Here is a 12,965-nt window from a genome sequence, read left to right as displayed (position 1 = left end):
TCGCGCCGCTACGGGATAATGACATCAATCAACGATAAACAGCTTCGCCCCGGTTTCCGTTGAGGAACGGTGCGCTTCGGCATTATCCGCCACCTGATAACTGACGCCGGGCGTCAGGGTAAAACGGCGACCATCTTCCAGTTCTGTCACCATTTCCCCTTCCAGACACAGCAAAATATGTCCCTTCAGACACCAGTGATCGGCCAGATACCCCGGCGAGTATTCCACCATGCGCACACGAATATCGTTGAAACGTTGGGTACGCCACAACGCAAAGCCGCGATCGCCGGTGTGGGTTTCCGGTTCAATCTGATCCCATTGGGTAATGCCAAAAGGTAACTGGTTAATCTGCATGTTGCCGATCCTTTCATCAGGTAGATGATTGTTTATACATGCATTTCAACCCGCTGCAAACCCTTACCCCTGCTGATAAATCTCCAGCGCATCCGGGCCACTCGCACCCTTATGAATGATCGCCATCAGCGCTTTCACCACCCGTGATGGATTATCGTGCTGATAAACGTTGCGTCCGTAGACCATGCCGCTGGCCCCTTGCGCCATCAGCGCGGCACTTTTTTGCAGCACTGCGCCCAGCTCACCTTTTCCGCCGCCGCGTACCAGCGTTGGGCAGCGAGCGGCTTCTACCACACGGTGAAAATCTTCCACGTTATCGGTGGGGTCGGCTTTGACAATATCCGCACCGAGTTCACGCGCCAGTCGCACCAGCGGCACGATTTTTTCGACATCGCCCAGCGAACCGTAAGCGGCACCTTGTCCGGCCGGGGCCATCACCAGTGGTTCAATCATTAACGGCATGGCGTAGCGATCGCAGGCCTGACGCAGACGGCCAATGTTCTCGACACACATACGAAAGATACCTGGCTCATCCGGGATCAGATAGAGATTGACCACCACTGCGGCAGCATCCATCTGCAACGCCGCCAGAATCGGTTCTTCCGGGTTGTGCAGCACCGCCCACATCTCGCGATGGCGGGCCGCGTTGTAGGCATTACCGACATCGGTGCGCATCACCAGCGCCGGTTTGCGTCCTGCTTCGCGTTGCAACAAGTCGGCCTGACCATAGTTGACCTGAATAGCATCCGGCTGGGCGGCGATCAGGTTGCGCATCACGCCTTCAATATTCTCGAGCCCAATCAGAAAATCCGGTTCATTAGCAATGCCGTGATCGATCGCCACATCAAGGCATTTGCCCTGTTGAAACAGGCGATTCATGCGTACTTTCGGGGTGACTAACATGACGTGTTTCCTCCTGAAAAACCGCGAGATAAGAAAATCATTGTAAGTCCCGCTGCGTCTCAGCGGCCAATTGCGGTGACGCAGTTGTGAAGTTGTTCACTTAATTGGAAAAGGTTCTATAGTGGTGCGTCGTTTACAGAATGATCAATGCAAAACAGGAGAATGAATCATCATGGAAATTCGCGCGTTAAGTTTTGACGATCGTTCTTCGTGGCAAAAGTTATGGAAGGGCTATCAACGTTTTTATGCAGCCAGTATCAGCGACGTCGCCACCGAACAGACTTTTCGTCGATTTATGGCCGATAGCCAACCCATGTACTGCCTCGTCGCGGAAGAGAACGGGAAGCTGATTGGCCTGGTGCATTATCTGACGCACCGCACCACCTGGACTGTCGGTGATTACTGTTATCTCCAGGATCTGTTTGTCAGTGAAGCGGCGCGGGGTAAAGGGGTAGGGAAAGCGCTGATCCTGGCCGTTTATCAGCAGGCTGAAGCCTTGGGTTGCTCGCGGGTGTACTGGACAACGCAGGAGTCCAATGCCACCGCGCGCAAACTTTATGATCAGATCGCCAGCAAAACCGAATTTATTCAATATCGCAAATTGCTGGGTGCGTGATAACAGGAGTGCAGGGATGTTTGCTATCAAAACCACATCTGCTCATGACCGGCATTTCCAATTGCTGGTGGCCGAGCTGGATGCCTTCCAGAGCGTGCTTTATCCGGCGGAGAGTAACCATTGCCTTGATTTGACCACCGTCGCGGAAGATGGGCTGCATTGTGTCATTGTCACCGATGATGCAAAACAGCCGGTTGGCTGTGGCGCGGTGTTGATGCAGCAGGATGGCCGCGCGGAACTCAAGCGTATCTACGTACGCAGCGCCTGGCGGGGCAAACAATTGGGCGAGGCGATTGTACAGCGGCTGGAAAAGATCGCCATCGCACAGGGCTGCGACCAGGCCCGACTGGAAACCGGCAATCAACAGCTCGCCGCCATTCGTTTGTATGAAAACCTGGGCTATCGCCAGTGCGAGGCCTTCCCGCCGTATCAGCCTGATCCGCTGAGTGTCTTTATGATGAAACCACTTTAAAACTGACAAGGGAGTGAGGTAATGCGCACGCAAAAACGTTGTATGGGATATGTGGCAATTGTCGTGGATGATTACGACCGCGCGATTGAATATTACACCCAGAAACTGGGTTTCCATTTAATCGAAGACACGCCGCAGCCCGGCAAACGCTGGGTGGTGGTGAATCCCAACCCGGAAAGCGACTGCAATTTGTTGCTGGCGAAAGCCTCCAATCCACGCCAGGAACAATTTATTGGCAACCAATGCGGCGGGCGCGTGTTTCTGTTTCTGCAAACCGACGACTTCTGGCGTGATTACCAGAAGATGAAAGCCAATGGCGTCACGTTCTGCGAAGAACCGCGCGAAGAAGAGTACGGCATGGTGGTGGTGTTCGAAGATATTTACGGCAATCGTTGGGATCTCTACCAGAACGCATAGTTGCAGACCGGCCATAAATAACTCCGATAGTTAATTATTGTCCGTTAAATCAATAATGAGCGATGAGCAAGTGACCTTGAGGATGTTGTATGCGCGTAAAGATTGATGCAGTACCGGACAGCCCGTCGTTTCCTGAGGCGGTTGACGTGGTGGTAATTGGCGGCGGAATTATTGGCACCTCGGTCACCTACGAACTGGCGAAACGTGGCGTAGCGGTGGCGCTGTTTGAGAAAGGGGTGATGGCCGGTGAGCAATCCAGCCGTAACTGGGGTTGGGTGCGACAACAGAATCGCGATCTGTACGAGTTGCCTATGGCGATGTACAGCCTGCAACGCTGGTCCGAACTGGGTGAAGAAATTGGTATGGACCTGGGTTTTCGCCGTAGCGGTATCCTGTATGGCACCACCGAAGCCGCCGACCTGGCGAAATGGGAGAACTGGGGCAAACAGGCAAAAAATATCGGTTTCCATAGCCAGATCTTATCTGCCAAAGAGGCGCAGGAACGTATTGGTGGTAAGACATCCTGGCTCGGCGGCGTCTGGTCCCCCACCGATGGTCGTGCGGAACCTTCCCAGGCAGTACCGGCGCTGGCGATCGGGGCACAAAAGTTGGGGGCCAATATTCAACAGCGTTGCGCGGTGCGTGGCCTCGACATCAGCGCTGGACGGGTAACCGGCGTCTGGACTGAACGCGGGCTGGTGAAGGCCAGCAAGGTGATCCTGTGCGGTGGCGCCTGGAGTTCACGGTTTTGTACCCGCTACGGCATTGATTTGCCGAGCGCCAACATTCTGGGCACGGCATTTAAAACCACGGTTGCGCCCCAGGTGACAGAAGGGTGCCTGAGTGTGCCGGGCCTGGCGATTCGTCGTCGGCTGGATGGCAGCTACACCGTGGCGATTTCCGGGCGTGGACAGCTCGATCTGGCGCCGCAAAACCTGCGCTACGCCACGCGTTTCTATCCGATGTATCGCAGCAAAATCGCCAAAAAGCTGAAAATTCGCCTCAATGGATCCTTCTTCTCCGGCCCGGAAGCTGCCGGATCCTGGTCAATGGACGGGATCTCACCGTTTGAAAAGATCCGCGTGCTCGATCCGGCAGCGGATAAGCAAATTCTGCGCGAGGCGATTGCTAAAATGGTGCACGAATTCCCGCAATTGCAGGGGATTGCGGTTGATCACGCCTGGGGCGGCTGGATTGATACCACCCCGGATCTGGTACCGGTAATTGACGAAATCAGCCAGATTCCGGGGTTGATTGTCGCCAGCGGTTTTAGCGGTCATGGCTTCGGTATCGGGCCGGGAGCCGGTAAGTTGTGCGCGCAGATGGTGATGCACGATCAACCCTATACCGATTTGTCGCCTTACCGCTTAAGTCGCTTTGACCGGGGCAATGCAATTCGTGAACCGCAGATGATGTAACGCTTATTGCAGCAGGTGGCCCAGCATTTCCACCAGCAGATGAGCAGCAAGATATGAGGTGACACCCGTAGCAACATCCAGTTGCGGGTTAACCTCCACCAGGTCAATCCCCACCACCTCCATGCGTGCCATCAGCGCCAACAGCGACCGCAGCAGTTCGTCATATTGCATCCCACCCGGTTCGGCGGACGCACAGCCGGGCACCAGCGCCATATCCAGCACATCAATATCGATACTGATGTAGCATTTTTCCCCGGCGGGCAGATGGTTAAACAGCGCCTCGGCTGAGCGTTGGCGGAACTGTTGGTGCGTGATAATGGTGCTGCCTTGTGCCGTGGCATCGCTGAATTCCGAGGGGCGCACACGTCGGCTGCGTATGCCAATCTGCGTCAGGCTTTGTACCTGTTCCAGCGCCATGATATGGCGGAAAGGTTGCCCGTTGCTGTAATGCACGCCGTTGGTGACCGGCGCGAAATCGAGATGAGCATCGAACTGCACCACATGCACCGGCTCCTGAATGCCGCGAATCAGCGGCCAGGATACCGAATGATCGCCACCGATGGCGACGGGAATCGCCTGACGCTGGCGAATCGACTGCGTCATGGCGCTGATATTGTCATGGGTACCCATCACATTGGTTGGCAACACATCCACATCCCCGACATCCACCAGACGCCCCTGCGTCACCACATCGGTCAGGAAATGTTGCTGACGCTCAACATCAAAGAAACCCGTCGGGGCAAAACGCATTGAATGTTCCCGAATGCTGCGCGGGGCAAAACGGCTGCCCGGTTGCCAGGGGGAACCTTCATCAAAGGGCACGCCAAATACCGCCACCGCCGCATTCAGTTCGCTCAGGCTGGCGCAATAATCCGCGCGCAGAAAGGTGGGAATACCGGTAAACGCGCGGTTCAGCCGTTCGCTGCCGCGCAGATTAATGCTCATGTTTTTCTCCAGCGGAAATCAGCGCATGCTGCAACAGCGCACGGGTACGCGGGTGAGTCGGGGAGGAGAACAGCGTGCGGGTCGGACCTTGCTCGACAATCACACCATCCTCCATCACTACCAGCCGGTCGGCAACTTCACGGGCGAAGTTCATTTCGTGTGTGACGATGATCATCGTCATTCCGTCCTGCGCCAGTTGCTTCATCACCTCCAGCACTTCCCTGGTCAGTTCCGGGTCGAGGGCCGAGGTAGGTTCATCAAACAGCATCACCTCGGGCTGCAATGCCAGTGCGCGGGCAATCGCAACGCGTTGTTTCTGACCACCGGAAAGGCTGGCAGGCATCGCCTGTGCCTTATGCGCCAGCCCGACTTTTTCCAGCAGTTCCAGCGCCAGTTGCCGGGCGAAGGCGCGTCCCTGTTTCAGAATTTTGTGTGGGCCAATGGCGACATTGTCGAGAATTGACAGATGGGGAAACAGGTTGAAGGACTGGAACACCATTCCCGCCTGACGCCGCAGGATATTCAGGTCCGGCTCGGTCAGCAGTTTGCCATCCTGCAATAACTGCTGGCCACACAGGCGGATACTGCCAAGCTGTGCGACTTCGAGGCCGTTGCAGCAGCGTAAAAAGGTGCTTTTACCGGAGCCGCTGGGGCCGATAATCACCACCACCTCACCGCGAGCCACCGACAGGCTGACCTGCTTCAGCACATGGTGCTGGTCGAAATACTTATCGAGGTTAAGCGCCTCAATGATGGCGGTACTCATTGCACCATCCCCCCGGCACGCAGTTTTTTCTCCACCACGCGCAGCAGCAGCATGGTGCTGCTGGTCATCAGCAGATAGATAAAGGCAATCACGATGTAAACCTCCAGCGAGCGGTAGGAGACGCTGATCACTTTCTGCCCCTCATGCATCAGGTCGTGAATGGTCACCAGCGAAACCAGTGCGGAGTTTTTGGTTAGCGCAATAAATTCATTAGCCAGCGGCGGCACCATGCGTACCAACGCCTGCGGCAGGATAATCAGGCGCATCGCCTGGGCACCGGACATCCCCATTGAGCGCGCCGCTTCGGTTTGCCCACGATCGATCGACAAAATTGCACCGCGTACCAGCTCAGAGACATACGCCGCCGAATAGCATCCCAGACCGATAATGCCGCAGACGAAGGCCGGGATAACGATGTTAAAATAGGGCAGACCGAAATAGAGGATAAACAGCTGCACCAGCAGCGGCGTGCCACGGACGAACACCACGTAACTGTTGCACAGCCACCACACCAGTTTGCGCTGGGGATTGAGCCTCCCCAGACCGATTAAGGTACCGAGACAGCAGCTGATCAGCAGGGCGCACAGGGTGACCTCAATCGTCACCCAGGCCCCTGACAACAACTCCGGCCAGGCCGCAAACGCGGGGGTAAAATCAAATTCAACCATGCTTACCCCGGCTTATTGTGCGGCGGTGCCAAACCATTTTTTCTGCAACGCATCGTAAGTGCCGTTCGCTTTGATGGCTTTCAGCGCGTCATTGAGTTGCTGGCGCAGTTCCGGCTCCCGTTTGCTCACCGCAATGCCGTACTCTTCGTGGGTGAGCGGTTCCGGCAGGATCTGCGTGGTGCCACGGGTTTTGCTGTAAAGCAGCGCGGCCGGTTTACCGGTCACCACCGCATCGGCACGGCCCGCTTCCAGTGAGTTGAACATCTCTTCGTTCTTTTCCACTTCTACGGTTTGTGCGCTGGGGAACTGATCCGCCAACACCTTGACCGATTTGGTGCCGACCTGCACGGCAACGCGTTTACCGGCCAGATCCTGTGGCGTTTTGATGCGGGTGTCGCCTTTTTTCACCATCACCACCAGTCCGGCAGAGAAATAGGGGTCGGTGAAATCCACCACTTTTTTGCGGTCGTCGGTGATGTAGATGGCAGATAACACGATGTCCTGACGTCCCGCCAACACCGATGGCACCATCGCTTTAAAATCCATATCGGTATACACCAACGGACGGCCCATCTGTTTCGACAGGGCGGCCGCTAAATCCACATCAAAGCCGGTACGCTGGTTGTTCTGGATATATTCCATCGGCGGGAAGGTGGGATCAATCGCCACCCGAATAGGGTCAGCAGCCTGAGAAACAGATGAAAACAGCAGCGCACTGAGCAGAAGCGAGCGAAGAGTCATAGGTCCTCCAAAAGGTTAAATATTGCTGTCGCAGTAACCGGCGCGAATTGCCGCACCAATCAAATTGAGCACCAGACGGCCTGCGGTCATGCAGGAGAGCTGATGAACATCTTTGGCCGGCTGGATTTCAACGATATCCATGCCGACCACCCGGCCTTTTTTCACCAAACCGTGAATCAGTTTACGTGCCTGAACAAAGGTCACGCCGCCCGGTGCCGGGCCAGCCACGGCAGGCATCACCGCCGGATCAAAACCATCAGCATCAATGGTCAGGTAATAGCGACCGCCGTCCGGGATCTGCGCCAGCACGGCGTCCATACCCTGATCATGCAGCTCATAAGCGGTGATGATTTTGGCTCCCCATTCACGGGCATAATCGGCTTCTTCCTGGCGGGCACTCCCTGAAGCACGCATACCGATTTGAATAATGTCTTTGATGAACGGCAGTTCAGAAGCACGGCGCATCGGGCTGGATAAGCCGTCAGTCACGCCGTTGACGTCATCACGCCAGTCGAGATGCGCATCAAGATGGACAATAGTGATCGGCCCCTGATCGTCAAAGGCGCGCAGGATCGGGTTGGTAATGCCGTGATCGCCACCCAGGACGATGGGAATCGCACCGGCGGCAAGAATCTTACGCACGGCCTGTTCGGCGCGAACGAAGTGACCGCGTGGATCATTGAGGTCAGCCGGGACATCGCCACAATCGACAAAACGCACGTCATCCCGGCCCTGCAATAACGGACCATCGATATCGAAGTCGTAGCGTTCGGGGCTGCGAATGACACGATCGGAGGCCTGACGAATGGCGGTCGGAGCGCGAACCTGGTCATTGTTGTAGTCCTGCGGGGTGTAAGCCGCGCCGTAAGGCATCCCCAGCACGGCAAAATGTGCTTGCAAATTATCGAGATCGAGGGCTAATTCGGAAAACAGCAGTGATTTATGATTAGTTTGCGGTGGCACTGTTAACGGTAAAGACATAATGATTTCCTGGTATTGGCGAAAAACGAACTGAGGCGAGTGTAGGGATGCCGGTTTACCAGGAAAACTGATCTTATTTGTAATCACGGTTACGGAAACAGCAACCATGAAACCCCGGACATTGAATGAGAAAGACCTGCGCGCCTTGCGAATATTCTGCGCAGTGGCGCAATCTGGCGGATTTTCTGCTGCTGAGAAATCCCTGAATATGACCAAGGCGACCATCAGTCGTCAGATCAAATCGATCGAAGAAACCCTCGGAACGGCGCTGTGTACGCGCGGGCCGAAAGGCTTTGAGCTGACGGTGGCGGGGGAGTCAGCGCTGCTGTATGCCCGCGAAGCGTTAGGCGCGCTGGATCGCATATTCCCGGCGATGGATGCCAGTCGCGGCGTGATTTCCGGGCCACTGGTGATGGGGATCACCGACAATGTCATCAGCCACAGCGGCTCGCATCTGCAACAGGCGTTGCGCGCGTTGCGCCACCATGCACCGGGAGTCCAGCTATCGTTAAGCGTCATGGCAGGATCGCAGTTGATTCAGGCGCTGCTGGACAGACGACTGGACATTGCCATCAAAGGGGTGATGGATTACCAGAAGACCCCGTCACTGCACTATGTCGATCTGTTTGACGAGTCGCACGGCCTGTATACGCTGGCTGGCAATGAGTTGCGCGCGCGGCAGTTACCGTTGGTCTGGCGAGCACAGCAGCCGTTTGTTGAGGACGCGTTGGCGCGTCTGCACCTGAGCCGGGGACCGGAGGCGGTGGGGATTGAGGCGGTAGCGATGCTGATTGCCGCGGGCGATGTGGTAGGTATCCTGCCGCACCATTATGCACAGTTGATGCAGACGCGCTTTCCGCTGGTCAGCGTACCGGACTCACCGACATGGACAGTGACTCATTATGCCGTCACCCATGCCGCCTATCCCGTCTCCCCGGCAGCAGAACAAATGATCAGAGAACTGCGCCAGGCACAGCAGATGATGTAATGGCGGGGTAATCGGCTTTGGTTATGACTCGGCGGGGAGTGTCGGTGCCAGATATAGATAATTCATATCAACAGCGCGCGATAAATCGCGTGCTCTACCGTAGCGGCGCGATTTATCGCGCGTCCTGAGCAACAAATCAATTATCCCTTCGTATACCTATCCATTTGTATAACTACCTTTTCCAGCGCGCATGACTGATATTGTCAGCCAATCTCTGCAAAGCTGGGTGTGATATGAATGCTATCACTGCTGTAAAACCGTATTTGCCGACCTTTTATCCAACGCAAGACAAAATGATTTATTCGGTGGTGGATGACATTATTCACTGGATCGAAGAACACCTGTATGACGAAACGATTCGTGTCAGTACCATCACCGGCAAAAGTGGTTATGGTCACTGGCATTTTCAACGTATTTTCCGCGAGGTGACCGGCTATAACCTCGGTGAATATATGCGTCTGCGCCGGGTTATCAGAGCCACTTTCGCCATTATCCACAGCGACAAAACCTTGCTGGAAATTGCGGTGGAAAATGGCTTTACCAGTCAGCAAACCTTCACCCGCGTCTATAAAAAATATATGCATGCCACGCCGGGTGAAATCAGGCTTTTACATGCTAACGATAAGCATGCCTTTTTCAGGATCACCAGGAACCTGATGAAAAAATAACACTTTCATTCAACCTGCCAACACCCGCCGCCAGGCTGGTGTTTTTTTGCGCACAGAATGTGTGGGGCAAAGGCCGCAGTTGCGTTAATTTAATTGTCATCTTTCCCGGTTGTTATTGAATTCCTCTTCACCATTGGCAAGGACTTCTGTTATGAAAAAAATCGGTATTAACGGCTTTGGACGTATCGGTCGACTGGTTCTGCGTCGCCTGCTGGAGCAAAAAGAACCCGTTGAAATTGTTGCCATTAACGATCTCACCTCACCAGAAATGCTGGCTTACCTGCTGAAGTATGACTCCAACTATGGCGCATTCCCGGCGACCGTGAGCGCGGAGGGGCAGAACCTGGTGGTCGGCGGCAACAACATCAAGGTGTTTGCCGAAAAAGAAGCGAAGAACATTCCCTGGGGCGATCTCGGTGTGGATGTGGTGATTGAATGTACCGGCTTCTACACCTCGGCGGAAAAAGCCCAGGCGCACCTGGATGCCGGGGCCAAAAAAGTGCTGATCTCAGCCCCGGCCGGGGAGATGAAAACCATCGTCTTCAACGTCAATGACGACACCCTGACCGCCGATGACACCATTATCTCGGTGGCATCCTGCACCACCAACTGCCTGGCTCCGATGGCGAAAGCGTTGAACGACAGTTTTGGTATTAAGGTTGGCACCATGACCACCGTGCACGCCTATACCGGTACCCAGGCGCTGGTAGATGGGCCTCGGGGTAAAGATTTCCGCGCTTCCCGCGCAGCGGTGGAAAACGTGATTCCGCACACCACCGGGGCGGCTAAAGCCATTGGTCTGGTGATCCCGGCGCTGTCCGGCAAGCTAAAGGGCCATGCGCAGCGCGTACCGGTCAAAACCGGTTCTGTGACTGAGCTGGTATCGGTGCTGGATAAAAAGGTGACGGTGGCGGAGATCAATGCCGCGCTGAAGCTGGCATGTGAAAACAACGAATCCTTTAATTACACCGAAGACCCGATTGTCTCTTCCGATGTGATTGGTCTGCCGTTTGGCTCGATTTTTGATGCCACCCAGACGGAAATCAGCGAAGCGGGCGATGTCCAGCTGGTGAAAACCGTGTCGTGGTACGACAACGAATACGGATTTGTCACCCAGTTGGTGCGGGTGCTGCATAAGTTCTCCAATCTGTAATTGCCTGACGCGCGATAAATCGCGCCGCTACAAACTGGCGCGCGATGCATCACGCCGCGACAGACTTGCGTAGCGGCGCGATTTATCGGGCTTTTTTATCACATGATTGTCCACTAAATCGTTACACTGATTGCAGATTGACGTAATTGTTCGGCAAATTTGTTTACCTTAATCTGTGTTCAACGAAGGGAAACACCCCCTTTATCCGGTTAAACACAGAAGATTAAGGAGCAAATCATGATTGAACAACGCCTGTCAGAACAACGTGGTGTCGGTGCCCACGGCTGGTTGCATTCACACCATACCTTCTCATTCGCCAACTATTGGGACCCGAAACAGGTGGGCTTCTCTGACCTGCTGGTGATTAATGATGACCGGGTGGCAAAAGCCCGTGGATTTGGCGCTCACCCGCACAGCAATATGGAGATCATCTCCTATGTGCTGGCAGGGGCGCTGGAACATAAAGACTCAATGGGTACCGGCTCGGTGATTGTCCCCGGTGATGTGCAACTGATGAGCGCCGGTAGCGGCGTGACGCACAGCGAGTTCAACCACTCCAGCGAAGACGGGGTGCACTTCCTGCAAATCTGGGTGGTGCCGGATGAGAAAAATACCCCGCCGGGCTACCAGCAGATCTCGGTGCCAGAGAATGAAAAACGCGGCAATCTGCGGCTGATTGTGTCACCAGAGGGTGAGCAGGGCGCACTCAGCATCCGCCAGGACGTGCGGATTTATGCCGGGCTATTCGATGCCGACGAGCAGCAAACCATCACGCTGGATGATGATCGTTACGCCTATATTCATGTGGCACGCGGTAACGTCACCGTAAATGGCGTGACCTTCAAAGCCGGAGATGGTGCGCGAGTACGTAATGAGAAGACACTGACGTTTAGCGAGGGAGAGGCCGCAGAAGTGTTGTTGTTTGATCTGCGCCCGCAGGAAGTGAACCATCCTTCCCGTTGATAATGTTCCGTGGCGGCGCGATTTATCGCGCCGCCACGTATCAGACCTTAACGTTGCAGAAATGCCAGCAGGTCTTCATTCAACTGATCCTGATGGGTCACGGCGAAGCCATGTGGGCCATTGTCGTACACCTTCAGTTCAGCAGCGGGAATCATCTCCGCCGCCACTTTACCGGTCGTCGCAAACGGCACAATCTGATCGTTACTGCCGTGGATCACCAGCGTCGGCACATCCACTTTGGCGATATCGGCGCGGAAATCGGTTTCAGAAAACGCCGTGACGCAATCCAGCGTGCCTTTCAGCGAGGCCAGCAGGGCGATATTCAGCGTCTGGGTCAGCACCCCTTCAGAGACAGTCTGGCCAGCATTGGTGCCATAGAAAGGTGCAGCAAAGTCTTTAATAAACTGGGCGCGATCTTTACGCAAACCGTCGCGAATACCGGCAAACACCGACAAATCGACGCCTTCCTGGTAATCTGCCGCTTTACCGAAAATAGGGGTAACCGCGCCCAGCAGCACCAGGCTGGTGACGCGCGCGCTGCCGTAGTTGCCGATATAGCGGGTCACATCGCCACCGCCCATCGAGAACCCCACCAGCGTCACTTTATCCAGACCCAGGTGGTTGATCAGATCGTTAATGTCGGAGGCGAAGGTATCGTAGTCGTAGCCCTGCCACGGTTGATCGGAACGACCAAAACCGCGACGGTCAAAAGCGATAACGCGATAGCCACGTTCGGCCAGGAAATTCATCTGGCTGTCCCACATATCTGCATCCAGCGGCCAGCCGTGACTGAACAGCACCGGCTTACCCTTGCCCCAATCTTTAAAATAAATCTGCGTACCATCTGTGGTTTTAAACGTGCTCATTGCATGGACCTCTTATTGCTGTTGTGGGTTGATATGTCAGGGTTGC

The 12,965-nt window shown here is 55.1% G+C and carries 16 protein-coding genes; 8 read left to right on the top strand and 8 right to left on the bottom strand.

All coding sequences use genetic code 11. The features are described 5' to 3' along the window. Positions 1–24: 24 nt before the first annotated feature. Together AC6I8R_RS10005 and AC6I8R_RS10000 are read right to left on the bottom strand one after the other, a co-directional pair. Positions 25–354, bottom strand: coding sequence for a DHCW motif cupin fold protein (locus tag AC6I8R_RS10005; protein ID WP_021183212.1), 330 nt, complete (start codon positions 352–354; stop codon positions 25–27). Positions 355–417: 63 nt separating this feature from the next. Beyond that, entirely contained in the window at positions 418–1,257 is an 840-nt protein-coding gene (locus AC6I8R_RS10000; protein ID WP_497832201.1) for a class I fructose-bisphosphate aldolase, read from the bottom strand. 172 nt (positions 1,258–1,429) lie between these two features. Between AC6I8R_RS10000 and AC6I8R_RS09995 the strand changes: the two genes are divergently transcribed. The 4 genes from AC6I8R_RS09995 (at position 1,430) to AC6I8R_RS09980 (ending at position 4,180) form a co-directional block, all read left to right on the top strand. After that, positions 1,430–1,873, top strand: a complete 444-nt coding sequence (locus AC6I8R_RS09995; protein WP_415174203.1) for a GNAT family N-acetyltransferase — start codon at positions 1,430–1,432, stop codon at positions 1,871–1,873. A 16-nt stretch (positions 1,874–1,889) separates the two neighbouring features. Continuing rightward, positions 1,890–2,345 (top strand): GNAT family N-acetyltransferase, encoded by a 456-nt coding sequence (locus tag AC6I8R_RS09990; RefSeq protein WP_497832200.1) that lies wholly within the window; start codon positions 1,890–1,892, stop codon positions 2,343–2,345. A gap of 21 nt (positions 2,346–2,366) precedes the next feature. Further along, entirely contained in the window at positions 2,367–2,762 is a 396-nt protein-coding gene (locus AC6I8R_RS09985) for a VOC family protein (RefSeq protein ID WP_497832199.1), read from the top strand. A gap of 89 nt (positions 2,763–2,851) precedes the next feature. After that, entirely contained in the window at positions 2,852–4,180 is a 1,329-nt protein-coding gene (locus tag AC6I8R_RS09980) for an NAD(P)/FAD-dependent oxidoreductase (RefSeq protein ID WP_497829003.1), read from the top strand. Positions 4,181–4,183: 3 nt separating this feature from the next. Here the strand turns inward: AC6I8R_RS09980 and AC6I8R_RS09975 are convergent, their stop codons facing one another. Genes AC6I8R_RS09975 through AC6I8R_RS09955 form a run of 5 tightly spaced genes read right to left on the bottom strand, consistent with a single transcriptional unit; the run spans position 4,184 to position 8,281 of the window. Next, entirely contained in the window at positions 4,184–5,125 is a 942-nt protein-coding gene (locus tag AC6I8R_RS09975; RefSeq protein ID WP_208723446.1) for an agmatinase, read from the bottom strand. After that, on the bottom strand, positions 5,115–5,879 hold the full coding sequence (locus AC6I8R_RS09970; RefSeq protein ID WP_437180277.1) for an amino acid ABC transporter ATP-binding protein: 765 nt from the start codon (positions 5,877–5,879) through the stop codon (positions 5,115–5,117). Before AC6I8R_RS09970 ends, AC6I8R_RS09975 begins: the two co-directional genes overlap by 11 nt. Before the next feature lie 8 nt (positions 5,880–5,887). Beyond that, positions 5,888–6,559 (bottom strand): amino acid ABC transporter permease, encoded by a 672-nt coding sequence (locus AC6I8R_RS09965; protein ID WP_208723445.1) that lies wholly within the window; start codon positions 6,557–6,559, stop codon positions 5,888–5,890. Positions 6,560–6,571: 12 nt separating this feature from the next. Beyond that, positions 6,572–7,300, bottom strand: a complete 729-nt coding sequence (locus tag AC6I8R_RS09960; protein WP_021183220.1) for a transporter substrate-binding domain-containing protein — start codon at positions 7,298–7,300, stop codon at positions 6,572–6,574. Positions 7,301–7,315: 15 nt separating this feature from the next. Next, positions 7,316–8,281, bottom strand: a complete 966-nt coding sequence (locus tag AC6I8R_RS09955) for an agmatinase (RefSeq protein WP_021183221.1) — start codon at positions 8,279–8,281, stop codon at positions 7,316–7,318. A gap of 106 nt (positions 8,282–8,387) precedes the next feature. Between AC6I8R_RS09955 and AC6I8R_RS09950 the strand changes: the two genes are divergently transcribed. The 4 genes from AC6I8R_RS09950 (at position 8,388) to AC6I8R_RS09935 (ending at position 12,053) form a co-directional block, all read left to right on the top strand. Next, complete coding sequence (locus tag AC6I8R_RS09950; protein ID WP_415174208.1) at positions 8,388–9,269, top strand: LysR family transcriptional regulator; 882 nt, start codon at positions 8,388–8,390, stop codon at positions 9,267–9,269. 233 nt (positions 9,270–9,502) lie between these two features. Then, positions 9,503–9,937 carry a helix-turn-helix domain-containing protein gene (locus AC6I8R_RS09945; RefSeq protein ID WP_497832198.1) on the top strand — a complete coding sequence of 145 codons (435 nt, stop codon included), beginning with the start codon at positions 9,503–9,505 and terminating at the stop codon, positions 9,935–9,937. Between the two features lie 151 nt (positions 9,938–10,088). After that, positions 10,089–11,090, top strand: coding sequence for a type I glyceraldehyde-3-phosphate dehydrogenase (gene gap, locus AC6I8R_RS09940; RefSeq protein WP_021183224.1), 1,002 nt, complete (start codon positions 10,089–10,091; stop codon positions 11,088–11,090). Positions 11,091–11,327: 237 nt separating this feature from the next. Continuing rightward, a complete protein-coding gene (locus AC6I8R_RS09935; protein WP_497832197.1) occupies positions 11,328–12,053 on the top strand; it encodes a pirin family protein in 726 nt (241 codons plus the stop codon). 47 nt (positions 12,054–12,100) lie between these two features. On the opposite strand, the gene AC6I8R_RS09930 is transcribed toward AC6I8R_RS09935, so the two are convergent. Further along, positions 12,101–12,919 (bottom strand): alpha/beta fold hydrolase, encoded by an 819-nt coding sequence (locus AC6I8R_RS09930; protein WP_415174209.1) that lies wholly within the window; start codon positions 12,917–12,919, stop codon positions 12,101–12,103. Positions 12,920–12,965 lie beyond the last annotated feature (46 nt).

Source organism: Pantoea sp. X-Soil-OKNW-713, from assembly GCF_059730685.1.
This window is presented reverse-complemented; position numbering and strand designations above follow the sequence as displayed.